Here is a 26,567-nt window from a genome sequence, read left to right as displayed (position 1 = left end):
CGTAATTTCGGTCAACCAGTTTGACGTATTTCCCACAGTTTTCGCCAGCGGTGACCTTATGGCCTTCTCCGAACGTGTTACGCGCCTTAAAAGCTCTTTGATCCGTGAAATCCTCGCCGCGGCGCAGCGCCCGGAAGTGATGTCGTTCGCCGGCGGGCTGCCGGCCGAAAGCATGCTGCCGGCGTTGAACTGGGATGATATGCCATTAAACATCGGCCAATACGGCATGAGCGAAGGCGAGCCCCAGTTGCGGGAATTGCTGGCGGCCGAGGCGCGCGCCCTGGGCGTGCCGTGCCAGGCCAGCCAGGTGCTGGTGGTCAGCGGGTCCCAGCAGACCCTGGACCTGGCGGCCAAGCTGTATATCGATCAAGGCACGCCCATCCTGCTCGAAGGCCCGACCTACCTGGCCGCGTTGCAGATCTTCCAGCTGTTCGGCGCCGATTGCCTCACTGTGCCCCTGGAGGACGACGGGCCCGACCTGGCCGCGTTGCGCACCAAGCTTGAGCGTCATCGCGCGGCGTTCATCTACTTGATCCCCACCTTCCAGAACCCGTCGGCGGTGCGCTATAGCGAGGCCAAGCGCGACGCCGTCGCCGCGTTGCTCGACGAATTCGGCGTGACCCTGATCGAAGACGAACCCTACCGCGAACTGACCTTCGACGGCGCCAGCGCGCGGCCCATCGTCAGCCGCCTGCACAAGGCCAGTTGGATCTACACCGGCACCGTGTCCAAAACCCTGCTGCCGGGCCTGCGCGTCGGTTACCTGGTTGCCAGCCCCGACCTGTTCCCGCATCTGCTCAAGCTCAAGCAGTCGGCCGATCTGCACACCAATCGCGTGGGCCAGTGGCAGGCGATGCAGTGGATCGGCACGCCAAATTATCAGCAGCACCTGGTTGAACTGCGCCGTTTTTACCGCGAGCGCCGCGATGGGTTTCAGGCCGCACTGGAACGGCATTTCAGCGCACTCGCCGACTGGCAGGTGCCCCAGGGCGGATTATTCTTCTGGCTGACCTTGAAACAGCCGCTCGATACCCGCACCTTATTGGCGCCCGCGCTCGCTGAGAACGTCGCCTTCATGCCCGGCGAACCCTTCTTTTCCGAGCCGGACCAGCACCTGGGCTCACTGCGGCTCAATTTCAGCCATATCGACCCGTCCCGCCTGGATGAAGGTCTGATGCGTCTGGCCGCCGTGATCCGTCAAGCACAGCACGCGCAAGCGGCATAAGGGGAACCCCATGTACAAGGTTTATGGCGATTACCGCTCGGGCAACTGCTACAAGGTCAAATTGATGCTCAACCTGCTGGGCATCCCGTATGAATGGGTGAATGTCGACATCCTCAACGGCGACACCCAGACCGCCGAATTCCTGGCCAAGAACCCCAACGGCAAAATCCCGGTGCTGGAGCTGGAAGACGGCACCTGCCTGTGGGAATCCAACGCAATCCTCAACTACCTCGCCGACGGCAGCGCGTTTCTGCCGACCGAGCCGCGTTTGCGTACGCAAGTGCTGCAATGGCAGTTCTTCGAGCAGTACAGCCACGAGCCCTACATCGCCGTGGCGCGGTTTATCCAGTACTACCTGAACATGCCGCAAGACCGTCTGGAGGAATACAAAACCACCCATAAAGGCGGCTACAAGGCACTGCGGGTGATGGAGCGTCAACTGCAAGCCACGCCGTATCTGGTGGGTGATCAGTACTCGATTGCCGATATCGCGTTGTATGCCTACACCCATGTGGCGCACGAAGGTGGCTTCGACCTGGCGCCGTACCCAGCGGTGCAGGCTTGGCTGGCGCGGGTAGCCAGTCATCCCCAGCATGTGGCGATGCTGGACTGATCACTCCATTCAGTTCGATGACGTGCCAGATAACTCATCGTTCAGCAGGTCGAAACAACGCTGCGCTGCCGGGCTCAGTGTTGTCCCACTGCGACAGATCAAACCGATCTCCCGGCTCACCCCGGGATGATCGATGGCGATCCGCTGTAACCCCTCCAGGCTGTCCGCCGCCGATTCCGGCAACACACTGATCCCCAATCCCTGACGCACCAAAGCCAGCACCGTCGACATGTAGTTAGCCTCCATGCCGGCCGTCATGCTCAGCCGCGTCTGGTCGAACAGCGCGTCCACCTGCTCGCGCACACTGCTGTCGCGGCCGGTGAGGATGATCGGCTGGTCCGCCAGTTGTTCAAGGGTCAGGCGTGGCAAAGCCGCGAGGGGATGATCCAATGGCACGAACGCACACAGACGGTCATTGAACACCGGCACGAAATCCAGCCCATGGCTTAACCGGGCCCGCACGCCGATGCCAAAGTCCACGTCGCCGGTGCGCACCTGAGCATGAATGCGGTGGGCCACCACATCGTGCAGGCGCACTTCGATCCCGGCAAAGCGCTCGCGAAACAGCCGCAGCGCCGGGGGCAGGCTACCGGCACACACCGAGGGCAGGGCGGCAATGGTGACCACGCCCCGGCGCAACGCAGCGAGGTCGCGCGAGCCGGTGACGATGTTATCCAGGTCCAGCAGCAGTTTTTCCATGGGGCCGCGCGCTTCCTGGCCGGCAGTGGTGAGGCTGACGTGGCGCGGGCTGCGGTCGAGCAGCGTAATGCCCAGCCACTCTTCCAGTTGCTGCACTTGCACAGTGAGCGCCGAGGGCGACAGGTTCAGTTCGCTGGCGGCCTTGGTAAAGCTGCCGGTGCGGGCGACGGCGAGAAAGGCCTGGATATGCTGGATCGAATTTTTCATCGTTTTGTTTTTCCGAACGTGCCGGGCTGAATATTCCAATTTACAAAGACTACCGCGCTTCCAATACTCCGGGGAAAACAATAACCGGCCACCAAAGGCCGCTCTGGAGTCCCCATGCTCGCTACCCTGGGTGTCATCACCATCCTGTGCCTGCTCGCTGCCGTCATGAGCAAACGCCTCTCGCCGCTGGTGGCGCTGATCGCCTTGCCGATCATCGCCGCGCTGCTCGGTGGGTTCGGCCTGCAAACCAGCGCCTTCATCATCACCGGTATCAAGAACGTCGCCCCCGTGGTCGGCATGTTTGTCTTCGCGATCCTGTTTTTCGGGATCATGACCGACGCGGGCATGCTCGATCCCATCATTGACCGCATCCTGCGCACGGTGGGCACGCGCCCGACACGGATTGTCGTCGGCACCGCGACTCTCGCGTTGCTGGTGCACCTGGACGGTTCCGGCGCGGTGACGTTCCTGGTGACGGTGCCGGCGATGTTGCCGCTCTACACGCGGCTGGGCATCGACAAACGTATCCTTGCCTGTGTGTGCGCCATGGCCGCCGGGGTCAACTTTTTGCCGTGGACCGGCCCGGTGCTGCGCTCCTCGGCCGCGCTGCATGTGCCGGTGGCGGATCTGTTCCAGCCGCTGATTCCGGTGCAGATCGTGGGGTTGATATTTGTGTTCGCCTGCGCCTGGTGGCTGGGCCGCCGCGAAGAAAAACGCCTGGGCCTGGGCGCGGGGTCCACGGTGGACGCCGTGCCGCAACGCGTGCTCAGCGAGGATGACCTCAAGCTGCGGCGCCCACGCCTGTTCTGGCTCAACCTGATCCTGACGGTGCTGGTGATGGTGGTGATGATTGCCGGTTGGGTCGACCCGGTGGTGATGTTCATGCTCGGCACCGTCGTGGCGCTGTGCATCAATTACCCGAACGTGGACGCCCAGCGTGCGCGCATCGATGCCCACGCAAAAACCGCGTTGACCATGGCCAGTATCCTGCTCGCCGCCGGAGTGTTCACCGGCATCATGCAGGGCACCGGCATGCTCAAGGCCATCGCCGAAGTAGCGGTGGCGCAGATTCCGGCGGGCCACGGCAAGCTGATCCCGGCGGTGGTGGGCTTTATATCCATGCCGCTGAGCATGCTCTTCGATCCCGATTCCTACTATTTCGGTGTGATGCCGGTGATTGCCGAAGTCGGCAAGGCCCTCGGCGTCGACCCCCTGCAAGTGGCCCAGGCCTCGCTGTTGGGCGTGCACACCACCGGTTTCCCGGTCAGCCCGTTGACCCCGGCGACGTTCCTGTTGGTGGGCCTGTGCAAAATCGAACTGGCCGATCACCAGCGCTTCACCATTCCGTTTCTGTTTGCCGCGTCAGTGTTGATGACCCTGACCGCGTTGCTTTTGGGAGTGATCTGACATGAACACTTTGCGCATCGGTTCCGGCGCCGGCTATTCCGGCGACCGCATCGAACCGGCCGTCGAATTGGCCGAGCACGGCGACCTGGATTATCTGGTTTTCGAATGCCTGGCCGAACGCACCATCGCCCTGGCCCAGCAAGCCCGCATCAGCGACCCCCAGGGCGGCTACGACCCGCTGCTGGGCGAGCGCATGCGTCGGGTGCTGCCGTTTGTGGGCGCGCAGTCGGGGCGTCGGCGTCTGCGGGTGATTACCAATATGGGCGCGGCCAACCCGCTGTCGGCGGCTGATGAGGTGCGGCGCATCGCCCATGAGCTGGGCCTGGATCTCAAAGTATTGGCGGTGGTCGGCGACGACGTATTGCCGCTGCTGCGTCACGAGCAGGTGCTGGACAACGGCCAGACCCTTGCCTCACTCGGCGCGCGAGTGATCTCGGCGAACGCCTACTTGGGCGTCGACGGCATCCTTGAGGCCCTGCGCGCCGAGGCCGACGTTGTCATCACCGGGCGCGTGGCCGACCCATCGCTGTTCCTTGCGCCGCAGATGTTTGAATTCGGCTGGGCCGCGCACGATTGGCCGCGTCTGGGGCGTGGCACGCTGGTCGGGCATTTGCTCGAGTGCGCGGGGCAGGTCAGCGGCGGCTATTTTGCCGATCCGGGGTTCAAGGACGTGGAGGATCTGGCGCGGCTGGGTTTTCCGTTGGCCGAAATCGATGCTGAGGGCGGCGCGGTGATCACCAAGGTCGCAGGTTCCGGTGGACGAGTCAGCGCTGCCACCTGCACCGAGCAGTTGATCTATGAGGTGCATGACCCGGCGGCCTATCTCACCCCCGATGTGACTGCGGACTTTTCCCAGGTGAGTTTTGTCGAGGAGGGCGTGGACCGTGTGCGCGCTCTGGGCGCCGATGGCCGTGGGCGGCCGTCGCAGTTGAAGGTCAGCGTGGGCTATCTGGATGGCTGGATCGGGGAAGGGCAGATGTCCTACGGCGGCCCCGGCGCTGTCGCACGGGCGCAGTTGGCGCGGGATGTGGTGCTCAAGCGTCTTGAATGGATGGGAGTGAAGATGCAGGACGTACGCGCCGAATTGATCGGCATGGATTCGCTGCACGGTCCGCGCAATAGCGTGGAGCCCTGGGAAGTGCGCCTGCGCGTCGCCGCTCGCTGTGCAGAACGCAGCGACGCCGTGCGCGTCGGTAACGAAGTGGAAACCCTGTACACCAACGGCCCGTCCGGCGGCGGCGGTGCCAGCAAAAGCGTGCGCCAGGTGGTGGCGGTAGCGTCGCTGCTGCTGCCGCGCGACGCGGTCAACCCGAGGATCCAGGCATGAAACTGCACACTCTGGCCCATTCCCGTACCGGCGATAAGGGCGATACGTCGAACATCTCGATCATTGCCTACCGCGCCGAGGATTACCCGTTACTGTGCGAGCAGCTCACCGCCGAGCGGGTCGCCGCGTTTTTTGCCGGGCTGCTCACGCCGGGCGCGGCGCCGGTGCGGCGCTATGAACTGCCCAACGTGCACGCGCTGAACTTCGTGCTGCCGGGGATACTGCGCGGCGGCGTGACCCGCTCACTGGCACTGGATGCCCATGGCAAGTGCCTCGGCTCGGCGCTGCTGGACCTGGATGTGCCAATACCGAACTGACGGTGGGGGCGGTGCAGGCGTGTCAGATCGCCGCAAACCGCTTGTCCAGGTAATCGATGATCACCTTGGAGTCGTACATCCAGGTGGTCCGGCCGTTTTCTTCGATACGCAGGCACGGCACCTTGATCTTGCCGCCTTGCTCCAGCAGGGTCTGACGGTCCTGCTCATTGTTCTTCGCGTCCTTCAACGCCACCGGCACATTCAGGCGATGCAGGGTGCGGCGGGTCTTCACGCAGAACGGGCAGGCGTGGAACTGGTACAGGGTCAGGCCCTTGGCCGCTTCGTTGACCTGTGCCTGCTGCTCGGCGGGGCGCTGCTTTTTGCGAGGACGGGTCAGCAAATCGCCCGCGATGATGACGTGGCCGAGGCCCACTCGAAGTGCTTTGACGAACATGGCTGAAACCTCTTGCCGAACACAGAAGGGGCCGCAGCTTACCTGATTTGTGCAGGCGAAAAAAAACCGGCGATGAGCGCCGGTTTTTTTTTACGCAGCCCGTTACTTGATCAGACTGAGGAATTCGCTGCGAGTGGCCGCGTTTTCTCGGAATTCACCGAGCATCACCGAGGTGATCATCGACGAATTCTGCTTCTCCACACCGCGCATCATCATGCACATGTGCTTGGCTTCGATCACCACCGCCACGCCCAGCGCGCCGGTCACCTGCAACACGGCATCGGCGATCTGGCGGCTGAGGTTTTCCTGGATCTGCAGGCGGCGCGCGTACATATCGACAATCCGCGCCACCTTGGACAGGCCCAGCACCTTGCCGCTCGGGATGTAGGCCACATGGGCCTTGCCGATGAACGGCAGCAGGTGGTGTTCGCACAGCGAGTACAACTCGATGTCCTTGACCAGCACCATTTCGCTGTTGTCGGAACTGAACAGGGCACCGTTGGTGACCTCTTCGAGCGTCTGTTCATAGCCGCGGCAAAGGTACTGCATCGCCTTGGCGGCACGCTTGGGCGTATCGAGCAGGCCCTCGCGGGAAACGTCCTCGCCGAGTTGGCCGAGGATCGCGGTGTAATTCTGTTCCAGGGACATGAAACTACCTGTGGGATTTTCGCAAAGCGCAAGGTTACGGTGGCGGGCACATCGCTGCAAGCACGACGACGGCACTTGTTACTCGTCGCGCCCTTCCATCATGGTCCGCTTGAGCATCACATACACCGCCCCCGCGCCGCCGTGGCGGGCCTGGCACGAGGTAAAGCCGAGTACCTGGGCATGCTGGCGCAGCCAGGTGTTGACGTGGCTCTTGATCATCGGCCGCTTGCCGTCCAGCCGCACGGCCTTGCCGTGGGTGACGCGCACGCAGCGGATTTCGAACTTGGTCGCTTCGGCGAGAAAGGCCCACAGGGTTTCCCGGGCTTTTTCCACGGTCATTCCGTGCAGGTCCAGGCTGCCTTCGAAGGGGATCTGGCCGGCCTTGAGCTTGCGCATCTGGCTTTCCTGCACGCCGTCGCGGGCCCACATCAACTCGTCTTCGGGGCCGACGTCGATCACGAACTGGTCCGACAGGCCATCCACCGTGGTGGCGTCGGTGCGCACGGTCGCGGCCTGGCGCAGTGTGGCGATCTGCGCGCGGTCGGCCTTGGGTTTACCGGTGTCGGCACGATCGTGTTTGATCGGCTTGACGCCGCGCAGCTCGTTTTTGAACAGGGAAAAATCGTCGTCTTGCATGTCAGCCTCCGCGAAGGGCGGGCAGTTTACCTAAATCGCGGCGGCCGGGCGCAGGAAACGCTATCCAAGCGCCACTAGTCGTGCTTCTTCATCAAGTGCGAGGCAATGTTCAATGACAGCGGCTGCCGCATGCGGCGTCGGCTGCGGCGCCACAACCACACGCCCAGCCACAGCACCAGCAGGCCAATGCCCAGCAGCAGGGCCGAACCGCCCGGGCTGGCATTCAATTCGCCAAGCGCCGGTGAATGACCAAACAGACCGGCGCCACCAGCGCCCGCCAACAGCACACCTACAATCGCCAGCAACGCGGCAATGCCGGCCACCAGGCGCAGACGCCAATTGCTCGGGCCCTTGGGGCGCAAGCGACGAGCGTCGAAACCATCGGATATCTTCATCCCGACCTTTCCTCCAGGGTATCGGCCCTTCGACCGGAAGATACCCAGGTTGTTCCGGCGGGAGGGGTAAATGCGCCAAATGAAAGGGCGTGGCGGATGAGCGGGGGAATAAACCCGCTCATCCCGGCAGCGATCAGATCAGATCTTTGGTCAGGGCGAGGGTGGCGAAGTTGTCGGCCATGATCGCCATTTCGGTTTGCTGCACCTGCTCGGCACCCAGCACGCCGCCTTTGTAGGGCAGGTCGCGGGTGGCGCAGGCATCTTCCACCAGGGTGCAGCGAAACCCCAGGTTCTTGGCTGCGCGCACCGTGGTGCTGACGCTGGAGTGGCTCATGAAACCGCAGACGATCAGGTCCAGGGAACCCAGGTTTTGCAGTCGGTCGAGCAGTTCGGTGCCATGGAAAGCGCTGGGCAGCAGTTTGCCGATGATGGTTTCGTCAGCGGCAGGTTCCAGGCCCGGGATGAATTCACCGCGCTCGCCTTGTGGGTCGAACAGGCCGCCCACGGTGCCCAGGTGACGCACATGCACGATCGGGCGCCCGGCTTCGCGCGCCGCCGCGACCAGTTGCTTGATATTGGCCACGGCCGCGTCCATGCCCGAGAGGGCGAGTGGGCCGCTGAGGTACTCCTTCTGGGCGTCGATGATCACAAGGGTCGCATGGCTGAGGTTGGCAGCTGCGTAACCACGACCGCTGAGTTGAAACATCGTCTTTGGAACGGACATTCTGGGGGCTCCTGTGAGGGGGGCATTTGCGACATTGTCCACTGGCTGAGCGCTTCTGTGAATCGCTACCATCGTAAGGTACGCCGTTGCTGGCGTGCAGCCATGTCAAGAGGCGAACTCGTCTGGCGCAATACTGGCAATTTGGATGAAATCCGACGTATGGCACCAGGTTTTTCGTACATCGTCGGTACAGGCGAAGGCTGTTAGAATCGCCAGTCGTTTTTTCCAGGAGTCTGCCCCCGTGATCACTTCCCGCCTGCGCACCTTGCGCGACCATATCCGTTGGGCTGTCAGCCGTTTCCATGGGGAAGACCTGTTTTTTGGCCATGGCACCGACAATGCCTGGGATGAAGCCCGTCAGTTGGTGCTCGGCGCCCTGCATCTGCCATGGGAAATGGCCGACAGCTACCTGGACTGCAACCTCGAAGAAGAGGAAATCTCTCACGTCCAGCGCCTGCTGCATCGCCGCATCCATGAGCGCGTGCCCACGGCTTACCTGCTGGGCGAGGCGTGGTTCTGCGGCATGTCGTTTATCGTCGACAAGCGGGTGCTGATCCCGCGCTCACCGATTGGCGAACTGATCGAAAACCGCTTCGAACCCTGGCTGGCCCAGCCCCCGGCGCGCATCCTCGACCTGTGCACCGGTTCCGGTTGCATCGGCATCGCCTGTGCGTACGAGTTCCCGGATGCCGAAGTGGTGCTGGGGGATCTGTCCTTTGAAGCCCTGGAAGTGGCCAACCAGAACATCGAGCGTCATGGCGTCGATCAGCGTGTGTACACCGTGCAGGGCGACGGTTTCGACGGCCTGCCGGCGCAGCGCTTTGACTTGATTGTCTCCAACCCGCCGTATGTGGACGCCGAGGATTTTGCCGACATGCCGGACGAATACCAGCACGAGCCGGAGTTGGGCCTGGCCTGCGGGGATGACGGCTTGAACCTGGTACGGCGGATGCTCGCCGAAGCGGCGGACCACCTGACCGAAAAAGGTTTGCTGATCGTCGAAGTGGGCAACAGCCAGGTGCATGTCCAAGCGCTGTACCCGCAAGTGGACTTTGCGTGGCTGGAGTTCCAGCGCGGCGGGCACGGGGTGTTCATGTTGACTGCCGAACAGTGCCGCGCCCATCAAGCGGTGTTCGCCGCCAAGGTTTAACGGCAGGGGCACAGGTAAAAAGGTGGGAGGCAGGCTTGCCTCCTCCCACATGGATCGCCTTTCAAACGGCTACCGGTGCGTGGCAATCCAGATCAACAACCCCGCTTGAAACACCGTAAACGCCACCAGGCAGGTGATGGTAAAGCGCAAGCCGCTGTCTTCGCGTTTGAACTTGGTGACCTTTTCTTCTTCCTTGCGCAGCTTCACTTCCTGTTCCAGCAGGTTCTGCTCCGCCTGTTGCAGCATCTGCGCGGCTTCAAGGATTTCCACGAACTGCACCTTCTCGGTGTTCCAGCTGTCCAGCACGGCGCTGACCTTGCCGGGTTGCACATTGCCTTTGAGGTGCTGCACGTCGGCGTAGGCCACGTCGAAGCCCTGGACGCGCAAGAAGTGATCGCGGCGCAGGCGTGTGGATTCGTTGAGGGCGTCCTTGTTGGCCAGGTCGACGCCGTCGACGCGGTAATGGCCCCCGTGCTTTTTCGCCCACGCCGCAGCCTGGGCCACCAGGAATCGACCGATGCCACGGTTGGGCGGTTCGATTTCCAGGCTGTTGCCGGGGCCGAAATGCACGCGATGTGTATCGTGGTCGACCCACACATCCAGATGGTTCTGCTCACGGCGCACGCGCTGGCCGGGCAGTTGGATAACCATGCGCAGCAAACTGCGGTGCTTGTCGTTGCGCTCGGCATAGCCGAACTGCACGAACCGCAGCGGCCGTGCACCGGTGGCGCGGTCGGTGGCCAGGGGCGCCAGGCGCAGCATCTTGAAATGTTCGGCTTGAACATCCGCCCACGGCAAAGGCGCCGCGTCAGCAACCTCGGGTGGCGCGGCCGAGGCGTCGGCGGTCGGTTCGGGTAGTACTTCAGTGGTTGTCATGCGGTGCGATCCTGTCCAGGCCCAGCGAGCCGACAGTCTTTTTACTGTCGACCCTGGGCTTATCGGCCGGATTTGCCAGGACTGGAGGTAATTTGTCGCTTATCGGGTTTGAAGTCCGTCGATAAAGCGCACTATGCGGTTGCCCAGCTCTGCGGCAAGCGGCAGTTGCGGGTCGTTGTAGGATGCCAGCTGCTGTTTCACCTCCTTGGGCACGATGCGCATCACATGATTCATGCCGTCGATCACCACCAATTGCGCGTCAGGTTTGGCCTGCTTGAGTTGCTGTGCGTCGCTCACGCCCACCTGGATGTCGTGGGTGCCCTGGATAATCAGTGCCGGCATGCTCAGCTTGGCGAACGCGGCCGACGGGTCGGCGCGGAACAGGCTGATCAGATACGGCTGCACGCTCGGTCGGAAAATACCTTCCAGCGGGGCAGGGACATCGGCGTCCACCTGGCCGGCCTTGAGGTGGTCGAGGATCTCATTGCTGCGCAGCAGCAGCGCAGGGGGCAGGTGATCGGCCAGTTGCTGGCGGATCACCTGGTCGACCGGGCGCGCACTGCCCGATAAGGAAATCACGCCAGCCGGTTGCAGCTGCGGCGCCGCGAGCGCCGCCACCAGTGCGCCCTCGCTGTGACCCAGCACGATCAACGGGCCCATGCGCTTGTCGGCCTTGAGCAGCTTGCCCCAGGCTACAGCGTCGGCGACATAGGCATCCAGAGTCAGGTTGCGTTCGTCCGGGGTGGCGGCCAGGCTGGCGGCCACGCCGCGCTTGTCGTAGCGCACGCTGGCAATGTTGTGCCGGGCCAGCACCCAGGCCAGGCGCTTGAGGCTGTCGTTGCGTGCGCCGTCGGCGCTGTTGCCGTTGCGATCGGTAGGCCCGGAACCGGCAATGATCAACACCACCGGCACTGGGCGGTCCGACTGCGGCAGCAGCAGCGAGCCGAACAACTCGCCATTGCCCGTATCGAGGCTGATAGGCCGTTGCAGTACAACGGGGGAGGCGGCGTGAGCCAGGGTGGTCAAGAGGGTGAGGGTGAACAGCAAAACTCGCAGCATCATCGCGCCATCATCAGGGAGGTGCCGGTTGGACCCATGCCGACCGGTAAGGTTTCGAGGATGAACTAGTCGGTGGGCCCGCGTATACTGGCGCGCTTGGTTATCACCCCTGAGTGATTACAACTGATTTCACGGAGCGCCCTGCATGTCCGGCAATACCTTCGGCAAGCTGTTCACTGTCACCACCGCGGGCGAAAGCCATGGCCCGGCGTTGGTCGCCATTGTCGACGGCTGCCCGCCCGGCCTTGAGTTGAGCCTGGACGACCTGCAGCGTGACCTCGACCGCCGCAAGCCCGGCACCAGCCGCCACACCACCCAGCGCCAGGAGCCCGACGAAGTCGAGATCCTCTCCGGCGTGTTCGAAGGCCGCACCACCGGCTGCGCCATCGGCCTGCTGATTCGCAATACCGATCAGAAGTCCAAGGACTATTCGGCGATCAAGGACCTGTTCCGCCCGGCCCACGCCGACTACACCTACCACCACAAATACGGTGAGCGCGACTACCGTGGCGGCGGCCGCAGTTCGGCGCGGGAAACCGCCATGCGCGTGGCCGCCGGGGCTATTGCCAAGAAATACCTGGCAACCCAGGGCATCCTGATCCGTGGCTACATGAGCCAGCTGGGCCCGATTGAAATCCCGTTCAAGACCTGGGACAGCGTGCAAGACAACGCGTTTTTCTGCCCCGACCCGGACAAGGTGCCCGAGCTGGAGGCCTACATGGACCAGTTGCGCCGTGACCAGGATTCGGTCGGCGCCAAGATCACCGTGGTCGCCGAAGGCGTCAAGCCGGGCCTCGGCGAGCCGATTTTCGACCGTCTCGACGCCGAACTGGCCCACGCGCTGATGAGCATCAATGCGGTCAAGGGCGTGGAGATCGGCGCCGGTTTCGCCTGTGTTGCCCAGCGCGGCACCGAGCATCGCGATGAGCTGACGCCGCAAGGTTTCCTCAGCAACAACGCGGGCGGCATCCTCGGTGGTATTTCTTCCGGCCAGCCCATCGTTGCGCACCTGGCACTCAAAGCCACGTCGAGCATCACCACCCCGGGCCGCTCGATCGACGTGCACGGCAACCCGGTGGACGTGATCACCAAGGGTCGTCACGATCCCTGCGTCGGCATCCGCGCCACGCCGATCGCCGAAGCAATGATGGCCATCGTGCTGATGGACCATCTGCTGCGCAATCGCGGGCAAAACGCCGATGTGCGTGTGAGTACACCGGTGCTGGGCCAGCTGTGACGGGCTGGTTGTGACAGCCCTTCCGTATTGGCGCCTCTCCAGTTTCTATCTGTTCTACTTCGCCCTGCTGGGGGCGACGGCACCGTTCCTGGCGCTGTACTTCGATCACCTGGGGTTCTCCAGCGCGCGTATCGGCGAGCTGGTGGCCATCCCCATGCTGATGCGCTGCGTGGCCCCGAACCTGTGGGGCTGGCTGGGGGACCACACCGGTCGTCGCCTGGCCATCGTGCGGTTTGGCGCGGTGTGTACGTTGCTGAGTTTTTCGCTGATTTTCGTCAGCCACAGCTACGCCTGGCTGGCGCTGGTGATGGCGCTGCATGCGTTCTTCTGGCACGCGGTGTTGCCGCAGTTTGAAGTCATCACCCTGGCTCACCTGCAAACACAGACTTCACGCTACAGCCAGATCCGCCTGTGGGGCTCCATCGGTTTTATCCTCACCGTGGTCATCATGGGCCGCCTGTTCGATTGGCTGAGCCTGGACATTTACCCGGTGGTGGTCGTGGTGATCATGGCCGGGATTATCGGCGCCAGCCTGTGGGTGCCGAATGCGCAACCGGCCAGCCACGGCAATCGCCTGGCCGGGGATGGTTTCCTCAAGCAACTGCGCAGCCCCGGCGTGCTGGCGTTTTACCTGTGCGTGGCGCTGATGCAGATGAGCCACGGCCCGTATTACACATTTCTGACCTTGCACCTCGAGCACCTGGGTTACAGCCGTGGGGTGATCGGGTTGCTATGGGCGCTGGGGGTGGTGGCCGAAGTGCTGATGTTCCTCGGCATGAGCCGTATCCTCACGCGTTTTTCGCTGCGCCGGGTGCTGCTGGCCAGCTTTGTGCTGGCGGCGCTGCGCTGGTTACTGTTGGGCAGCTTTGCCGAATTCTTCTGGGTGTTGCTGCTGGCGCAGGTGATGCACGCCGCGACCTTCGGCAGTTTCCATGCCGCCGCGATTGCCTTCGTGCAGCGCAGCTTCGGCGCCAGACAACAGGGCCAGGGCCAGGCGCTGTACGCTGCGTTGTCCGGCACCGGCGGTGCCTTGGGCGCGCTGTATGCCGGTTACAGCTGGAACCTGTTGGGCCCGACCTTCACCTTTAGTCTTGCCAGCGTCGCCGCCCTGGCCGCGGCCGTTATCATCGGCTTTCGATTGCACGAGCAGAACCAAGGAACCCCTCAATGAGCTATGTCGCCGTCTACCACGTCGCTGCACCGGATACGCCGAACAAGGTCCTGACCCATGTCGAAGATATCGCCAGCACCCTGGCCGAGCACGGTGTACGGTTCGAGCGCTGGCAACCCGGCCCGATCGAGAAGGGCGCCAGCGACGCCGTGATGATCGAGGCCTATCGCGCACCGATCAATGACCTGGGCTACAACAACGTCGAGGTACTCAACATCACACACCCTTTCCCGGCACGCGCCGAACAGCGTTGCCGAGACACCCACGGCTATTTTTTCATCGCCGGCCAAGGACTCTTCGGCCTGCACATGGGCGAGGACGTCTACATCGTGCGCTGCGAGAAAAACGATCTACTGATCGTGCCGGCCGACACAGCGCACTGGCTGGACTTCGGTGAGCATCCCCATGCCGTGGCGCTGCGCATGTTCAACAGCGCCGAGGATTGCGTGCCGGTATTGACCGCAGACGCCATCGCCGGCTGTTTTCCCGGTTTGGACGATTAGGCCCTTGCGTCAGAATCTTCAACCCCGAAACGTTGTAAGTTTGTGTGGGAAGTAGCTGAGTCAGTTGTAGGGCGCTGCTGTTTATCCTGAGCCCTGCCCATGGGCGCTCCTGGTTGTGTAACTCTTCTGCGGCCTCAGTGTTTGTATCGCCTGTCAATAGGAGGAATCCGAAGGGTGATAAGGCATTAGCCAATAAAAGGAGAGAACCGATGAATCGCCCAGAGGAGCCGTTTGAAGCGTCGTATTCCGTGCCTAATGCTGTCAGAAGGCGCCTTAACCTGTTCGGCAAACCGCTGACCTGTTCAGAGTTGGAGATCCTGCGATGGGCCTCGGAAGGCAAGACTGTCTGGGAAATCAGCCAGATTCGCGCCACGTCCGAGGCCACAGTGAAATTTCACCTGCGCAATATCTACGGCAAATTGCAGGTCAACAACCGTGTGCAAGCGATGAACGAAGCCGCCCGCCGGGGCCTATGTTGAACCCACAAAAAAGGGCCGCGACGCTCAACGGCGTCGCGGCCCTTTTTTTGCGCTGCTGACTTACGCGGAATGGTAAGTCGGCAGGGCGAAGCGATTCTGGCTTTGCAGCATGGAAATCTGCGGCAGCTCGCTGGCTTGCTCGGCCAGGTCACGGCGGATCGCGCTGATCACCCAGGTCAGTTGGTCGGCGGTGTGCAACTGCTGGTAAGAGATCGAACGCTTGACCTGCTTGCCTTCACTGTTGCGCAGGGTCAACAGGATGCCGCCGTCCGGACGAGGCTGAGTGGTGACGTCGTAGTTGGAGAATACCGAAGCGAATTTATCTTGTATCAGGCTCATGTTTATCAGCTCCATTGGCTCAAGTGGGCAAGCATGGAGTGATAGGTGCAGCGATTGTGCCAGCTAGCAGAAATTAAAAAACTCTTTATAAATCATCGGCTTGCAAAAAATCAGAATTTTCGATTTCGTGCAATTTGCATGAATGGCCATCATGCATCCTGCATTTTGCGTTACTCGATGCGGTGCAATCGGCATCTGGTTATGTTTAAAGACTGCGCAGGCGCCGCTAAATTCCCTTTTGCCGAGCACGCCTGTCGGGATACAAAACTTTTCAAATCCCGCGTGTACAGCTGAAGAGGGGCTCACGTATTTTCCCGCTAGGTATCTGGCAGCGTCCTACGGTGAAGCTGCTGCCTGTGCATCATTCGAAGAATAAGAAAAAGGACGTTCCACCATGAACCCTCCGCACGGCGACATGATCACCTGGGGCAAGATGCTGCGTAAGGTGCCCGCCATTGTCCGCGCGCTGCCGCGCGTGGTGCGCGGTCTGCGCGCGGCGAATGTCACCGACCCCGGCCAACCGTGCGGGCTGGGTTGGCACTTCGAGCAAGCCACCTTGCGCAACCCGCACGGCCACGCGGTGCTGTATGGCGACCGCGTGCTCAGTTACGCCGACGTCAATCGGCAGGCCAACCGTATCGCCCATTACCTGCAGGCCCAAGGCGTGGGCAAGGGGGACGTCGTTGCGCTGTTTATTGAAAACCGCCCCGAGTTGCTGCTGTGTGTGCTGGCGGTAGCCAAGCTGGGTGGCGTCTGCGCGATGGTCAATACCGCGCAAACCCAGGCAACGTTGGTGCACAGCCTCAACCTGGTCAGCCCGGTGGCGATTGTGGTCGGCGGGGAATTGATGGGGGCCTATGACGCTGTGCGCGATCAGGTATCGATCCAGGCCGCGCGCACCTGGTTCATTCCTGACCAGCCCGCACCAGAGCCCGAGGGCTATATCGAACTGATCGCGGCCAGTGCCGACTGCCCGGAGGGCAACCCGGCCAGCACTGCCCAGGTGTTCTTCAACGACCCCTGTTTCTATATCTATACCTCCGGCACGACTGGCCTGCCCAAGGCCGGCATCATGAAACACGGGCGCTGGACCAGGACCGCCGTGAGTTTCGGCCGTATCGCCCTGGACATGGGCCCTGACGACGTTCTCTATTGCACCTTGCCGCTGTACCACGCCACCGGCCTGTGTGTGTGCTGGGGCTCGGCGATTGTCGGCGCGTCGGGGTTCGCTATCCGCCGCAAGTTCAGCGCCAGCCAGTTCTGGGACGATGTGCGCACGTTCAACGCGACCACCCTGGGCTATGTGGGGGAGTTGTGCCGTTACCTGCTCGACCAGCCGCCGAGCGAAAGCGATCGAGCCCACCGTGTCACCAAAATGGTCGGCAATGGCCTGCGCCCCGGTGTATGGGCCCAGTTCAAGGCGCGATACGGCGTGGCGCATGTCTGCGAGTTATACGCTGCCAGTGACGGCAATATCGGTTTTACCAACGTGCTGAATTTCGACAACACCATCGGCTTTTGCCTGCAGCATTGGGCACTGGTGGACTACGCCCATGACAGCGGCGAACCCATTCGTGGCGGCGATGGTTTCATGCGCAAGGTGCAGACGGGCGGGCAGGGGCTGTTGCTGGCCAGGATCGATGACAAGTCGCCCTTCGACGGTTACACCGACCCGGAAAAGAATCTCAGGGTCATCCTCACCGACGTCTTCGAACCGGGTGATCGCTACTTCAATACCGGCGATCTGTTGCGCAGCATCGGGTTCGGCCATGCGCAGTTCGTCGATCGCCTGGGGGACACTTATCGTTGGAAGGGTGAAAACGTTTCCACCACCGAGGTCGAGAATGTGCTGCTGCAGCATCCGCAGATCGCCGAAGTGGTGGCCTATGGCGTTGAAATCAACAACACCAACGGGCGCGCCGGCATGGTCGCGATCACCCCAAGCGAGTCTCTGGCCGCACTGGACATGCGTGAACTGCTGCAATTTGCCCACAGTCAGTTGCCCCCCTACGCAGTGCCGCTATTCCTGCGGATCAAGGTGCAGATGGAAACCACCGGCACCTTCAAGTACCAGAAAGTACGGCTTAAGGAGGAAGCCTTTGACCCGGCCAGGGCGGGCAACGACCCGGTGTATGCCTGGCTGCCGGGGTCGCAGGGGTACGTACCCGTCACCGGCGAGTTACTGGCGCAAATCCAGGGCGGCCATTTCCGCTATTGATTGTGGCTATGGGGGCTTTTGACAAAAAAGCCATGACAGTGGGGAACTCCGTCGCGACACTGGGCGCCCTATGAGTACTTGAATTCTCACCCGCTAAGGAGCCTCGCATGTCCACCCCTCGACAAATGACCGAAGACGAAGCCGCCGAATTTGCCGAACAGGTCTTCGATGTGGCCCGCAAAGGCGACGCCGCCATGCTCGCCGCGCTGCTGGCCAAGGGTTTGCCGGCCAACTTGCGCAACCACAATGGGGACACCTTGCTGATGCTCGCCGCGTACCACGGCCATGCCGAAGCGGTCAAAGTATTGCTGGAGTTCAAGGCCGACCCGCTGATCGCCAACGACAAGAATCAATTACCGATCGCCGGCGCGGCGTTCAAAGGCAACCTGCCCGTGGTCAAGGCCCTGATCGAAGGCGGTACACCGGTGGAGGCCGCATCTTCGGACGGTCGCACCGCGTTGATGATGGCGGCGATGTTCAATCGCGTTGAAATGCTCGACTACCTGCTCGCCCAGGGCGCCAACCCCAACGCCACCGACGCCCAGGGCGCTACGGCGCTGGCGGCGGCGCAAACCATGGGTGCGATGGATACGGCGGCGCGCTTGCAGAATCTGGTGTAGGCTTTGCGCCCTCGAAAATCACACCGCTGCAGGAATGCCCCATGAAAACCGCCCTCGTCGAACTTATCAGTCACATCAGCGCCGGCGTCATGGGCGAGGATGAGGTGGCGCGCATCGCCGAGGAAGCAGCCCAGGCCTACGCCGATCCGGCAGCGTTTCTGGCGGCCAACCCGGATATCAACTACGACGACACCTTCCCGATTCCGCTGGGAGAGTGGGTCGTAGTCGGCAGCCTGCCCGACACGGTGTTGTTCCAGGCCGACACTTATGGCGACCTGTTTGCCCAGATCGTCGCTTCGTTCGGCCCCGGCGTGGCGTTCAACCTCAAGCCCAAGCAACTGGCCAAGACCGAGGCGCTGGCCGCGCTCAATCGTATCCAGGTGCAAATGAGCGCCTTGAGCCGGGAAGACGGCGGTTATGTGCTGGTGAACTTCAGCCAGTTGCTGGACGACGACATCCAGGTGGTGCTGGTCCACGGCAATGCCTTGCCGCGCGTGCTGGCGTTGTGCGAAGAGATCGGGATCAAGGCCGAGCCGTCCCTGGAAGCCCTGAAAATCGCCGTACATGTTTGAAATAAAACGGAACCCTGGCAGGGGCTGACTATCCTACAAGGGCATGCCCTCACTTAGGAGCGACACCATGGGTTCCACTTTCAACGGCCTGATCGGCCTGATCATCCTCGCGCTGGATATCTGGGCGATTATCAACGTCTTCAAAAGCGGCGCCAGCACTGGGGCCAAGGTGTTGTGGATCCTGCTGATCCTGCTGCTGCCGGTGCTGGGCCTGATCATCTGGGCGATCGCCGGGCCGCGCGGTAACGTGCGGATCTGACAGCTCGTTCAGCGGCACGGTAAGCGTGGGAGGGGGCCTGCTCCCTCCCAGCCTGGTTTTCAGCGCATTGCACAGATTTGTGTGTCCAAATATTCGCTGCACAAAATTTTCACATCCCATTCAAGACAATCCCCCGGCTCCATCTCCCGGCCAAGGCCCCTGCCTCAGGCGCTTTTAAAGGCGGCGCAGCGGTGCTCGTTCAGTAATTAATAGCCTTGATGGCATTGATCGGGCACCATTCGCGCCACTGCAATACTTCGTCACTTCAACTTCCAATGGGTCCTGAAACGACATGGCAAACCCGGACGCCCTGAGCCAGCAGCGAGCCTCGACTCGCCTGCTGCAACCGACCGTCAAATCCCATCTGGCCTACACGCTGCTGTGCGCACTGATCATGATGGTGATGTTCTCCCTGCTGCGCCTGGCGCTGCTGGTGTACAACCGCGAGATGATCCTCGACACGCCGGCCTCGACGTTCCTCGAAGCGTTCGGCAACGGCCTGCGCCTGGACCTGCGCCTGGTGGTGTACCTGAGCATCCCGCTGTTGCTGGCGCTGTTCAGCGTGCGCGCGATGGCTGCGCGGGGGGTCTTCCGTTTCTGGTTGACCGTCGCGTCCAGCATTGCCCTGTTCCTGGGCCTGATGGAAATGGACTTCTATCGCGAGTTCCACCAGCGTCTCAACGGCCTGGTGTTCCAGTATGTGAAAGAAGACCCCAAAACCGTGATGAGCATGCTCTGGTACGGTTTCCCAGTGGTGCGTTACCTGCTGGCGTGGGCCGTGGGTACATTGATCCTGAGCATGGCATTCAAAGGCGCCGACCGCGCCACGCGCCCGCGCGGCCCGTTCAGCGGCGGCAGCATCGGTACGCGCCAGGTAGCGCCGTGGTATTCGCGCATCGCCGTATTTGTGGTGTGCCTGCTGGTGGCCGTGGTCGCCGCCCGTGGCACCCTGCGCCAGGGCCCGCCGCTGCGCTGGGGCGACGTGTACACCACCGAGTCCAACTTCGCCAACCAGTTGGGCCTCAACGGCACACTGTCACTGATTGCAGCGGCCAAGGCGCGCTTCTCCGAGGACCGCTCCAACATCTGGAAAGCCACGTTGGAACAGCCGCTGGCGACCCAGACTGTGCGCGACATGCTGGTACTGCCGGCGGAAAAACTGGTAGACACCGACACTGCCGCCGTACGCCGTGACTACCTGCCGCCGGCCGAGAAGACCCTGCCGATCAAAAACGTTGTCGTGATCCTGATGGAAAGCTTCGCCGGCCACTCGGTGGGTGCGCTGGGCCGTCCGGGCGACATCACGCCATACTTCGACAAATTGTCCAAGGAAGGCCTGCTGTTCGACCGCTTTTTCTCCAACGGTACCCACACCCACCAGGGTATGTTCGCCACCATGGCCTGCTTCCCGAACCTGCCGGGCTTCGAATACCTGATGCAGACCCCCGAAGGCAGCCACAAACTGTCGGGTCTGCCGCAGCTGCTCAGCGCGCGCAAGTTCGACGACGTGTATGTCTACAACGGCGACTTCGCCTGGGACAACCAGTCGGGTTTCTTCAGCAACCAGGGCATGACCAACTTCATCGGCCGTAACGACTTCGTCGACCCGGTGTTCTCCGATCCGACCTGGGGCGTGTCCGACCAGGACATGTTCAACCGTGGCCTGCAAGAGCTGAAGGCTCGTGAAGGCGGCAAGCCGTTCTACGCGCTGCTGCAAACCCTGTCCAACCACACGCCGTACGCGTTGCCCACGCCATTGCCGGTAGAGAAAGTCACCGACCGTGGCAGTCTCAACGAACACTTGACCGCCATGCGTTACTCCGACTGGGCCCTGGGCCAGTTCTTTGAAAAGGCGCGTAAAGAGCCGTACTTCAAGGAAACCCTGTTCGTGATCGTCGGCGATCACGGTTTCGGCAACGAACAGCAGATCACCGAGATGGATCTGGGCCGCTTCAACGTGCCCATGCTGATGATCGCGCCGGGCATGCAGGAAAAGTTCGGCGAGCGCGATCACACGGTGGGTACGCAGATCGACATCGTGCCGACCATCATGGGACGCCTCGGTGGCGAAACCCTGCACCAGTGCTGGGGGCGCGACCTGCTGAACCTGCCGGAGGGCGACAAGGGCTTCGGCGTGATCAAGCCTTCGGGCAGCGATCAGACCGTGGCGTTGGTGACGGCGGACCGCATCCTGGTACTGCCCAAGGAAATGCCACCAAAGTTGTGGCAGTACGAATTGGGCGCCAACCCGACCGGTAAATTAATTCCCGAGTCCTCGGACGAGGCGGCACTCAAGCAGAAACTTGAGTCGTTCCTGCAAACGGCCACCAAGAGCCTGCTGGACAATACCGCGGGCGTGGTAGACGGCAAGCCGGACTGATTGACCGGCAATAAAAAAGAGGCCTTCTTGAAGGCCTCTTTTTTTTGACTGCGCTTTTATATCTTGCCGAGCAGCAACAGCACCAGCAGCACTACCAGTACCACGCCCAGAATACCCGACGGGCCATAGCCCCAGTTACGCGAGTGCGGGAACACCGGCAGACCGCCGACCAGCAGCAGGATCAGAATGATGATTAAAATGAGGCTCATGGTTTTATTTCCTTATAGGCCTTATGCAAGGACAGGTTATTTAACGGTAGGACCGTAATGTTAATTACCGGCGCCTTAACAACTCCGACTGTAGTGCCGTACAGAAAATTCCCTGTTTTTTTAATCCATTTCGATAACTAGCTTATTTCCTTTAAATACTGCGTCGGACTAAGCCTTAGTTGAAAAAAGATTGAACTTAGGCCGAGCGCAGGCATCAGACCTGGCCGCCGGTTTGCCCGGGGCATTCATCACTCTGATGGTGAGTGGGCCGCCCAACAACCTTCGCTACACTGCCGATCACTTCTTCTGTGAACCACAAGGCTACTTCTTATGCAAAATCGCATGATGATCACTGGTGCCGGCTCCGGCCTGGGTCGCGAAATCGCGCTGCGCTGGGCGCGCGAGGGCTGGCAGTTGGCCTTGTCGGATGTGAGTGAGCCCGGCCTGCAGGAAACCCTCAAACAGGTACGCGAAGTCGGCGGCGAAGGCTTCGTACAGCGCTGCGATGTCCGCGACTACAGCCAGCTCACCGCGTTTGCCCAGGCCTGCGAGGTCAAGTTGGGGGGGATCGATGTGATCGTCAACAACGCCGGGGTGGCTTCCGGCGGGTTCTTTGCGGAGCTGTCGCTGGAAGACTGGGACTGGCAGATCGCAATCAACCTGATGGGCGTGGTCAAGGGCTGCAAAGCGTTCCTGCCGCTGCTGGAAAAGAGCAAGGGTCGCATCATCAACATCGCGTCCATGGCGGCGCTGATGCAGGGCCCGGCCATGAGCAACTACAACGTGGCCAAGGCCGGCGTGGTGGCGCTGTCGGAGAGCCTGCTGGTGGAGCTCAGGCAACAGGAAGTCGGGGTACACGTGGTCTGCCCATCGTTTTTCCAGACCAACCTGTTGGACTCGTTCCGAGGCCCCACGCCGGCTATGAAAGCGCAGGTAGGCAAGTTGCTTGAGAGTTCGCCGATCTCGGCGGCGGATATCGCCGATTACATCTACCAGCGTGTCGCCGAGGGCGAGTTCATGATTCTGCCCCATGAACAGGGGCGGATGGCCTGGGCATTGAAGCAAAAGAACCCGCAACTGCTTTATGACGAAATGGCCAGCATGGCCGACAAAATGCGCGCCAAGGCGCAGGCGACCAAAGGCTGAAACATCACAAGAGCCTCAATTTCTCAGGCTTGCCCCCGAGGGTGATGAATTTATGTAGAAAACCATAGGTGAGAGAGTGGAAAACCCCTTCGCATCTTTCACCCAGTCTGTCAGTTAAATTACCGGTCGATGTAGGGCCTGCCTGTTTTAGGGGCAGGGCATTGATGCTTTTACATCCGGCGCGCATGGTCGGGGTCCTGTCACTCTAAAAGGACAACCGCCATGCTGGTCTTAAGCCGCGCCGTAGGCGAAAGCATTTCCATCGGCGATGACATCGCCTTGCACATCGTCGAATTGAACGGGAACCACGTGAAGTTCGGCATCCAGGCCCCGGCCGGGGTGAATGTTCATCGCGCCGAGGTGTACCAGAAAATCCTCAAGCGCCAGGGACCCGCCACTCATCCGGTGGTGGTGCCCAACCCCTGAAAGATCCGCTCAGTCGAACAGATGCTTGGGCACGTCGTGCTTGAGCATCAGTTGGCACTGCTCGCTTTCAGGGTCGAACACAATCAGGGCCTGGCCCTTGGTCAGCGCCTGGCGCACGCGCAGCACGCGGGTTTCCAGCGGCGTGTCGTCGCCGTTGTCGGTGCCGTCGCGGGTGACGAAGTCTTCGATGAGGCGGGTCAGGGTGTCGACTTCAAGTGCATCGTAGGGAATCAGCATACAAGCCTCGGGTGTTGGATCCCGGCGATCCTACTGCGCCGGGACTCCAGTTGCCAGCGTCAGGACTTTTGACCGATCAGGCTGTCCACCGATGGCACTCGCGTGTCGCTCTCCATCTGCGTTTCGTGCTCGATCTGATGACTGAAGCGGTCCAGTGAGCCTTGGGCCGGTTGCGCGTCGCTGGCGAACACCGGCGGGCTGAGAATATACGCGCCCAGCAGGCGGCTCAGCGCGGCCAGGCTGTCGATATGCGTGCGTTCATAGCCGTGGGTTGCATCGCAGCCGAATGCCAGCAGGGCGGTGCGGATATCGTGGCCGGCGGTCACCGCCGAATGGGCGTCGCTGAAGTAGTAGCGGAACAGATCACGGCGCACCGGCAGTTCGTTATCCGCCGCCAGGCGCAGCAGGTGCCGGGACAGGTGATAGTCGTACGGCCCGCCGGAATCCTGCATTGCCACACTCACCGCATGCTCGCTGGAATGCTGGCCGGGCGCGACCGGGGCGATGTCGATACCGACAAATTCACTCACATCCCAAGGCAGCGCCGCCGCCGCACCACTGCCGGTTTCTTCGGTGATGGTAAACAGCGGATGACAGTCGATCAGCAACGGTTCGCCACTGTCGACAATTGCCTTGAGCGCCGCGAGCAGGGCGGCGACGCCGGCTTTGTCGTCCAGGTGGCGGGCACTGATATGCCCGCTTTCGGTGAACTCGGGCAACGGGTCGAACGCCACGTAGTCGCCCACGCTGATCCCCAGGGAATCGCAGTCGGCGCGGGTCGCGCAGTAGGCGTCCAGGCGTAGCTCGACATGGTCCCAGCTCACCGGCATTTCATCCACGGCGGTGTTGAACGCATGCCCGGAGGCCATCAGTGGCAACACGCTGCCACGGATCACACCGTTGTCGGTGAACAGGCTGACCCGGCTGCCTTCGGCAAAGCGGCTCGACCAGCAACCGACCGGCGCCAGCGTCAGGCGGCCGTTGTCCTTGATTGCGCGCACGGCGGCGCCGATGGTGTCCAAGTGCGCCGACACCGCGCGGTCCGGGCTGTTTTTCTGACCCTTGAGCGTGGCGCGAATAGTGCCGCGCCGGGTCATTTCAAACGGAATGCCCAGTTCTTCCAGGCGCTCGGCCACATAGCGCACGATGGTGTCGGTGAAGCCGGTAGGGCTGGGAATGGCGAGCATTTCCAGCAGGACTTTTTGCAGGTAGTTGAGATCCGGTTCTGGGATGGTTCGGGTCATAAAGGTTTCCTTTAGTTGCAAGCGTTGAGCTGCAAGCTTCAAGTTAAAAGCGGTATCTGAGGCTTGCCGGCAATGCTCTACTCTTGAAGCTTGCAGCTTGTAACTCGAGGCTTCTAACTGTGTGGAAATAGAAGGTCCACAAATCGCTCGGCCGTCGGCTGCGGTTCGTGGTTGGCCAGGCCGGCCCGTTCGTTGGCTTCGATAAACACGTACTCGGGTTGATCGGCGGCGGGCACCATCAGGTCCAGGCCCACCATGGGGATGTCCAGGGCACGGGCGGCGCGCACGGCGGCGTCCACCAGCGTGGGGTGCAGGATTGCGGTGACGTCCTCCAGGCAACCGCCGGTGTGCAGGTTGGCGGTACGCCGCACCGCCAGGGTTTTGCCGCGTGGCAGGATGCTGCTGTAGTCATAACCGGCGGCGGCGAGGGTGCGTTCGGTCTCGGCGTCGAGTGGGATCTTGCTTTCGCCGTCGGTGGCGGCCTGGCGACGTCGGCTCTGGGCTTCGATCAGCGCACGGATGGAATGCTGACCATCGCCGGTGACTTCGGCGGGACGCCGAATCGCGGCGGCGACCACGTCGAAACCGATCACCAGGATGCGCAGGTCCAGGCCCTCGTGGAAGCTCTCCAACAGCACGCGGCTGTCGAACTGGCGCGCCGCTTCGATGGCCTGCTGGACCTCTTCAATGGTGCGCAGATCCACCGCCACCCCCTGGCCCTGTTCGCCATCGAGCGGCTTGACCACGATGCGCTGGTGTCGATCGAGGAACTCCAGGTTGTCGTCGGGGCTGCCCGCCAATTGCTGCGACGGCACGTTCAACCCGGCCGCCTCGAGGGTCTTGTGGGTCAGGCTCTTGTCCTGGCACAGGGTCATGCTGATGGCGCTGGTCAGGTCGCTCAACGATTCGCGGCAGCGCACCCGGCGCCCGCCATGACTGAGGGTGAACAGCCCGGCATCGGCGTCATCGACCTGCACATCGATGCCGCGCCGATGGGCTTCTTCGACGATGATCCGCGCATACGGGTTGAACCCCGCCTCGGGGCCGGGGCCAAGGAACAGCGGTTGGTTGATGCCGTTCTTGTGCTTGATCGCAAAGGTCGTCAGCGCGCGAAAACCCAGCTTGGCATAGAGGTTCTTGGCCTGGCGGTTATCGTGCAGCACCGACAGGTCGAGGTAGCTCAGGCCACGGCTCATAAAGTGTTCGACCAAATGGCGCACCAGCACTTCGCCCACACCGGGGCGGGTGCACTGCGGGTCGACCGCCAGGCACCATAGGCTGCAGCCGTTTTCCGGGTCGTGAAAGGCTTTTTGATGGTTCAGGCCCATGACGCTGCCGATTACCGCGCCGCTGTCTTCATCCTCGGCCAGCCAGTACACCGGGCCGCCCTGATGACGTGGAGTGAGGCGCTCGGCGTCCACCGGCAACATGCCCCGGCCTTGATACAGCAGGTTAACCGCGTGCCAATCCGCCTCGCTTTGCACACGGCGAATGCGGAACCCGCGAAATACTCGCGTGGCCGGGCGATAGTCGCTGAACCACAAACGCAGGGTGTCGGACGGGTCGAGGAACAATTGCTGCGGGTCGATCCCCAGAATCTGCTGGGGCGCGGCCACGTACAGTGCGATATCGCGCTCCCCCGGCTGCTCTTTGAGCAACTCTTTAGCCAGGCTGGTCGGGTCGGGAAAGGTGTGACCGATCAACAGGCGACCCCAGCCGCAATGCACCGCAATCGGCTCGGCGGCCAGGGGGCTGCCATCCTCGGCCAGGCGGGCCTGCAGGCGCTCATAGGTCGGCGCCTGGCCCTTCAACAAACGTTGGCTGTAAGCCGCGGCGTGAGGTTTCATCAA

General features: G+C 62.0%; 30 protein-coding genes. 17 read left to right on the top strand and 13 right to left on the bottom strand.

Going from position 1 to position 26,567, the window contains the following annotated elements; all coding sequences use genetic code 11:
* Positions 1–58: 58 nt before the first annotated feature.
* A complete protein-coding gene (locus PSH94_RS17390) occupies positions 59–1,225 on the top strand; it encodes a PLP-dependent aminotransferase family protein (RefSeq protein WP_305435478.1) in 1,167 nt (388 codons plus the stop codon).
* Positions 1,226–1,235: 10 nt separating this feature from the next.
* On the top strand, positions 1,236–1,838 hold the full coding sequence (locus PSH94_RS17385; protein ID WP_305435477.1) for a glutathione S-transferase family protein: 603 nt from the start codon (positions 1,236–1,238) through the stop codon (positions 1,836–1,838).
* Between the two features lie 9 nt (positions 1,839–1,847).
* Here the strand turns inward: PSH94_RS17385 and PSH94_RS17380 are convergent, their stop codons facing one another.
* A complete protein-coding gene (locus tag PSH94_RS17380) occupies positions 1,848–2,744 on the bottom strand; it encodes a LysR family transcriptional regulator (RefSeq protein WP_305435476.1) in 897 nt (298 codons plus the stop codon).
* Positions 2,745–2,858: 114 nt separating this feature from the next.
* On the opposite strand from PSH94_RS17380, the gene PSH94_RS17375 reads away from it, so the two are divergent.
* The 3 genes from PSH94_RS17375 to PSH94_RS17365 are packed head-to-tail and all read left to right on the top strand — an operon-like array spanning position 2,859 to position 5,795.
* Positions 2,859–4,151, top strand: a complete 1,293-nt coding sequence (locus PSH94_RS17375; RefSeq protein ID WP_181075718.1) for a CitMHS family transporter — start codon at positions 2,859–2,861, stop codon at positions 4,149–4,151.
* Between the two features lies 1 nt (position 4,152).
* Entirely contained in the window at positions 4,153–5,478 is a 1,326-nt protein-coding gene (locus tag PSH94_RS17370) for an acyclic terpene utilization AtuA family protein (protein ID WP_305435475.1), read from the top strand.
* Positions 5,475–5,795 (top strand): hypothetical protein, encoded by a 321-nt coding sequence (locus PSH94_RS17365; protein WP_266246263.1) that lies wholly within the window; start codon positions 5,475–5,477, stop codon positions 5,793–5,795. The genes PSH94_RS17370 and PSH94_RS17365 overlap by 4 nt, the downstream gene beginning before the upstream one ends.
* Before the next feature lie 22 nt (positions 5,796–5,817).
* On the opposite strand, the gene PSH94_RS17360 is transcribed toward PSH94_RS17365, so the two are convergent.
* The 5 genes from PSH94_RS17360 to PSH94_RS17340 form a co-directional block, all read right to left on the bottom strand.
* The gene (locus PSH94_RS17360; RefSeq protein ID WP_305435474.1) at positions 5,818–6,189 is read right to left on the bottom strand and encodes a glutathione S-transferase N-terminal domain-containing protein; all 372 of its coding nucleotides are present in this window, start codon (positions 6,187–6,189) and stop codon (positions 5,818–5,820) included.
* A gap of 102 nt (positions 6,190–6,291) precedes the next feature.
* A complete protein-coding gene (folE, locus tag PSH94_RS17355; protein WP_003236739.1) occupies positions 6,292–6,837 on the bottom strand; it encodes a GTP cyclohydrolase I FolE in 546 nt (181 codons plus the stop codon).
* Positions 6,838–6,915: 78 nt separating this feature from the next.
* Positions 6,916–7,473, bottom strand: coding sequence for a Smr/MutS family protein (locus PSH94_RS17350; RefSeq protein ID WP_181075706.1), 558 nt, complete (start codon positions 7,471–7,473; stop codon positions 6,916–6,918).
* Between the two features lie 74 nt (positions 7,474–7,547).
* Entirely contained in the window at positions 7,548–7,868 is a 321-nt protein-coding gene (locus PSH94_RS17345; RefSeq protein WP_034099345.1) for a hypothetical protein, read from the bottom strand.
* A 133-nt stretch (positions 7,869–8,001) separates the two neighbouring features.
* A complete protein-coding gene (locus PSH94_RS17340) occupies positions 8,002–8,592 on the bottom strand; it encodes a cysteine hydrolase family protein (RefSeq protein ID WP_181075704.1) in 591 nt (196 codons plus the stop codon).
* A gap of 241 nt (positions 8,593–8,833) precedes the next feature.
* On the opposite strand from PSH94_RS17340, the gene prmB reads away from it, so the two are divergent.
* Positions 8,834–9,742, top strand: coding sequence for a 50S ribosomal protein L3 N(5)-glutamine methyltransferase (gene prmB / locus PSH94_RS17335; protein WP_305435473.1), 909 nt, complete (start codon positions 8,834–8,836; stop codon positions 9,740–9,742).
* A gap of 69 nt (positions 9,743–9,811) precedes the next feature.
* On the opposite strand, the gene PSH94_RS17330 is transcribed toward prmB, so the two are convergent.
* Complete coding sequence (locus tag PSH94_RS17330) at positions 9,812–10,618, bottom strand: hypothetical protein (protein ID WP_181075701.1); 807 nt, start codon at positions 10,616–10,618, stop codon at positions 9,812–9,814.
* Between the two features lie 99 nt (positions 10,619–10,717).
* Positions 10,718–11,680: an alpha/beta hydrolase gene (locus tag PSH94_RS17325; protein WP_181075699.1), complete on the bottom strand. Its 963-nt coding sequence runs from the start codon at positions 11,678–11,680 to the stop codon at positions 10,718–10,720.
* Positions 11,681–11,822: 142 nt separating this feature from the next.
* On the opposite strand from PSH94_RS17325, the gene aroC reads away from it, so the two are divergent.
* The 4 genes from aroC to PSH94_RS17305 all read left to right on the top strand — a co-directional run bounded on the left by aroC (position 11,823) and on the right by PSH94_RS17305 (position 15,067).
* Positions 11,823–12,914 (top strand): chorismate synthase, encoded by a 1,092-nt coding sequence (aroC, locus tag PSH94_RS17320; RefSeq protein WP_181075697.1) that lies wholly within the window; start codon positions 11,823–11,825, stop codon positions 12,912–12,914.
* Positions 12,915–12,918: 4 nt separating this feature from the next.
* The gene (locus PSH94_RS17315) at positions 12,919–14,085 is read left to right on the top strand and encodes an MFS transporter (protein ID WP_181076163.1); all 1,167 of its coding nucleotides are present in this window, start codon (positions 12,919–12,921) and stop codon (positions 14,083–14,085) included.
* Entirely contained in the window at positions 14,082–14,588 is a 507-nt protein-coding gene (locus tag PSH94_RS17310; RefSeq protein ID WP_305435472.1) for an acireductone dioxygenase, read from the top strand. The genes PSH94_RS17315 and PSH94_RS17310 overlap by 4 nt, the downstream gene beginning before the upstream one ends.
* Before the next feature lie 209 nt (positions 14,589–14,797).
* On the top strand, positions 14,798–15,067 hold the full coding sequence (locus tag PSH94_RS17305) for a response regulator transcription factor (protein ID WP_305435470.1): 270 nt from the start codon (positions 14,798–14,800) through the stop codon (positions 15,065–15,067).
* A gap of 60 nt (positions 15,068–15,127) precedes the next feature.
* Here PSH94_RS17305 and PSH94_RS17300 read toward each other — a convergent pair whose 3' ends face one another.
* Positions 15,128–15,406, bottom strand: a complete 279-nt coding sequence (locus tag PSH94_RS17300) for a DUF3509 domain-containing protein (protein WP_003172952.1) — start codon at positions 15,404–15,406, stop codon at positions 15,128–15,130.
* Positions 15,407–15,800: 394 nt separating this feature from the next.
* Here PSH94_RS17300 and PSH94_RS17295 point away from each other — a divergent pair, with 394 nt between their 5' ends.
* From PSH94_RS17295 to PSH94_RS17275, 5 genes are all read left to right on the top strand, one after another.
* Positions 15,801–17,624, top strand: coding sequence for a long-chain-acyl-CoA synthetase (locus tag PSH94_RS17295; RefSeq protein WP_285427930.1), 1,824 nt, complete (start codon positions 15,801–15,803; stop codon positions 17,622–17,624).
* Between the two features lie 107 nt (positions 17,625–17,731).
* The gene (locus PSH94_RS17290; RefSeq protein WP_253508684.1) at positions 17,732–18,244 is read left to right on the top strand and encodes an ankyrin repeat domain-containing protein; all 513 of its coding nucleotides are present in this window, start codon (positions 17,732–17,734) and stop codon (positions 18,242–18,244) included.
* 41 nt (positions 18,245–18,285) lie between these two features.
* Complete coding sequence (locus PSH94_RS17285; protein ID WP_305435469.1) at positions 18,286–18,816, top strand: hypothetical protein; 531 nt, start codon at positions 18,286–18,288, stop codon at positions 18,814–18,816.
* A 67-nt stretch (positions 18,817–18,883) separates the two neighbouring features.
* The gene (locus PSH94_RS17280) at positions 18,884–19,075 is read left to right on the top strand and encodes a PLDc N-terminal domain-containing protein (protein ID WP_003172956.1); all 192 of its coding nucleotides are present in this window, start codon (positions 18,884–18,886) and stop codon (positions 19,073–19,075) included.
* Between the two features lie 292 nt (positions 19,076–19,367).
* The gene (locus PSH94_RS17275) at positions 19,368–21,455 is read left to right on the top strand and encodes an LTA synthase family protein (RefSeq protein WP_305435467.1); all 2,088 of its coding nucleotides are present in this window, start codon (positions 19,368–19,370) and stop codon (positions 21,453–21,455) included.
* Positions 21,456–21,511: 56 nt separating this feature from the next.
* Here PSH94_RS17275 and PSH94_RS17270 read toward each other — a convergent pair whose 3' ends face one another.
* On the bottom strand, positions 21,512–21,664 hold the full coding sequence (locus tag PSH94_RS17270) for a DUF3309 family protein (RefSeq protein WP_003192767.1): 153 nt from the start codon (positions 21,662–21,664) through the stop codon (positions 21,512–21,514).
* A 330-nt stretch (positions 21,665–21,994) separates the two neighbouring features.
* Here PSH94_RS17270 and PSH94_RS17265 point away from each other — a divergent pair, with 330 nt between their 5' ends.
* Together PSH94_RS17265 and csrA are read left to right on the top strand one after the other, a co-directional pair.
* Positions 21,995–22,810 (top strand): SDR family oxidoreductase, encoded by an 816-nt coding sequence (locus PSH94_RS17265; RefSeq protein ID WP_181075684.1) that lies wholly within the window; start codon positions 21,995–21,997, stop codon positions 22,808–22,810.
* Between the two features lie 222 nt (positions 22,811–23,032).
* Positions 23,033–23,236 (top strand): carbon storage regulator CsrA, encoded by a 204-nt coding sequence (gene csrA, locus PSH94_RS17260; RefSeq protein WP_181075682.1) that lies wholly within the window; start codon positions 23,033–23,035, stop codon positions 23,234–23,236.
* A gap of 9 nt (positions 23,237–23,245) precedes the next feature.
* Here the strand turns inward: csrA and PSH94_RS17255 are convergent, their stop codons facing one another.
* From PSH94_RS17255 to ngg, 3 genes are all read right to left on the bottom strand, one after another.
* Complete coding sequence (locus tag PSH94_RS17255; RefSeq protein WP_003192759.1) at positions 23,246–23,473, bottom strand: YheU family protein; 228 nt, start codon at positions 23,471–23,473, stop codon at positions 23,246–23,248.
* Between the two features lie 59 nt (positions 23,474–23,532).
* A complete protein-coding gene (locus PSH94_RS17250; RefSeq protein ID WP_181075680.1) occupies positions 23,533–24,717 on the bottom strand; it encodes an osmoprotectant NAGGN system M42 family peptidase in 1,185 nt (394 codons plus the stop codon).
* Positions 24,718–24,830: 113 nt separating this feature from the next.
* Positions 24,831–26,564: an N-acetylglutaminylglutamine synthetase gene (ngg, locus tag PSH94_RS17245; protein WP_305435465.1), complete on the bottom strand. Its 1,734-nt coding sequence runs from the start codon at positions 26,562–26,564 to the stop codon at positions 24,831–24,833.
* Between the last annotated feature and the right edge of the window lie 3 nt (positions 26,565–26,567).

The sequence above is a fragment of the Pseudomonas sp. FP2254 genome, assembly GCF_030687695.1.
Taxonomy (GTDB): domain Bacteria; phylum Pseudomonadota; class Gammaproteobacteria; order Pseudomonadales; family Pseudomonadaceae; genus Aquipseudomonas; species Aquipseudomonas quebecensis.
This window is presented reverse-complemented; position numbering and strand designations above follow the sequence as displayed.

Excerpts from the sequence above, each read along its gene's own strand:
- PSH94_RS17290 (WP_253508684.1), top strand. The coding sequence starts at position 17,732 with ATGTCCACCCCTCGACAAATGACCGAAGACGAAGCCGCCGAATTTGCC.
- PSH94_RS17275 (WP_305435467.1), top strand. The coding sequence starts at position 19,368 with ATGGCAAACCCGGACGCCCTGAGCCAGCAGCGAGCCTCGACTCGCCTG.
- PSH94_RS17380 (WP_305435476.1), bottom strand. The coding sequence starts at position 2,744 with ATGAAAAATTCGATCCAGCATATCCAGGCCTTTCTCGCCGTCGCCCGC.
- PSH94_RS17270 (WP_003192767.1), bottom strand. The coding sequence starts at position 21,664 with ATGAGCCTCATTTTAATCATCATTCTGATCCTGCTGCTGGTCGGCGGT.
- ngg (WP_305435465.1), bottom strand. The coding sequence starts at position 26,564 with ATGAAACCTCACGCCGCGGCTTACAGCCAACGTTTGTTGAAGGGCCAG.
- PSH94_RS17340 (WP_181075704.1), bottom strand. The coding sequence starts at position 8,592 with ATGTCCGTTCCAAAGACGATGTTTCAACTCAGCGGTCGTGGTTACGCA.
- PSH94_RS17305 (WP_305435470.1), top strand. The coding sequence starts at position 14,798 with ATGAATCGCCCAGAGGAGCCGTTTGAAGCGTCGTATTCCGTGCCTAAT.
- PSH94_RS17350 (WP_181075706.1), bottom strand. The coding sequence starts at position 7,473 with ATGCAAGACGACGATTTTTCCCTGTTCAAAAACGAGCTGCGCGGCGTC.
- PSH94_RS17360 (WP_305435474.1), bottom strand. The coding sequence starts at position 6,189 with ATGTTCGTCAAAGCACTTCGAGTGGGCCTCGGCCACGTCATCATCGCG.
- aroC (WP_181075697.1), top strand. The coding sequence starts at position 11,823 with ATGTCCGGCAATACCTTCGGCAAGCTGTTCACTGTCACCACCGCGGGC.
- PSH94_RS17265 (WP_181075684.1), top strand. The coding sequence starts at position 21,995 with ATGCAAAATCGCATGATGATCACTGGTGCCGGCTCCGGCCTGGGTCGC.
- PSH94_RS17295 (WP_285427930.1), top strand. The coding sequence starts at position 15,801 with ATGAACCCTCCGCACGGCGACATGATCACCTGGGGCAAGATGCTGCGT.
- PSH94_RS17300 (WP_003172952.1), bottom strand. The coding sequence starts at position 15,406 with ATGAGCCTGATACAAGATAAATTCGCTTCGGTATTCTCCAACTACGAC.
- PSH94_RS17330 (WP_181075701.1), bottom strand. The coding sequence starts at position 10,618 with ATGACAACCACTGAAGTACTACCCGAACCGACCGCCGACGCCTCGGCC.
- PSH94_RS17280 (WP_003172956.1), top strand. The coding sequence starts at position 18,884 with ATGGGTTCCACTTTCAACGGCCTGATCGGCCTGATCATCCTCGCGCTG.
- folE (WP_003236739.1), bottom strand. The coding sequence starts at position 6,837 with ATGTCCCTGGAACAGAATTACACCGCGATCCTCGGCCAACTCGGCGAG.
- csrA (WP_181075682.1), top strand. The coding sequence starts at position 23,033 with ATGCTGGTCTTAAGCCGCGCCGTAGGCGAAAGCATTTCCATCGGCGAT.
- PSH94_RS17285 (WP_305435469.1), top strand. The coding sequence starts at position 18,286 with ATGAAAACCGCCCTCGTCGAACTTATCAGTCACATCAGCGCCGGCGTC.
- PSH94_RS17250 (WP_181075680.1), bottom strand. The coding sequence starts at position 24,717 with ATGACCCGAACCATCCCAGAACCGGATCTCAACTACCTGCAAAAAGTC.
- PSH94_RS17375 (WP_181075718.1), top strand. The coding sequence starts at position 2,859 with ATGCTCGCTACCCTGGGTGTCATCACCATCCTGTGCCTGCTCGCTGCC.
- PSH94_RS17365 (WP_266246263.1), top strand. The coding sequence starts at position 5,475 with ATGAAACTGCACACTCTGGCCCATTCCCGTACCGGCGATAAGGGCGAT.
- PSH94_RS17345 (WP_034099345.1), bottom strand. The coding sequence starts at position 7,868 with ATGAAGATATCCGATGGTTTCGACGCTCGTCGCTTGCGCCCCAAGGGC.
- PSH94_RS17325 (WP_181075699.1), bottom strand. The coding sequence starts at position 11,680 with ATGATGCTGCGAGTTTTGCTGTTCACCCTCACCCTCTTGACCACCCTG.
- PSH94_RS17385 (WP_305435477.1), top strand. The coding sequence starts at position 1,236 with ATGTACAAGGTTTATGGCGATTACCGCTCGGGCAACTGCTACAAGGTC.
- PSH94_RS17310 (WP_305435472.1), top strand. The coding sequence starts at position 14,082 with ATGAGCTATGTCGCCGTCTACCACGTCGCTGCACCGGATACGCCGAAC.
- PSH94_RS17390 (WP_305435478.1), top strand. The coding sequence starts at position 59 with ATGGCCTTCTCCGAACGTGTTACGCGCCTTAAAAGCTCTTTGATCCGT.
- PSH94_RS17370 (WP_305435475.1), top strand. The coding sequence starts at position 4,153 with ATGAACACTTTGCGCATCGGTTCCGGCGCCGGCTATTCCGGCGACCGC.
- PSH94_RS17255 (WP_003192759.1), bottom strand. The coding sequence starts at position 23,473 with ATGCTGATTCCCTACGATGCACTTGAAGTCGACACCCTGACCCGCCTC.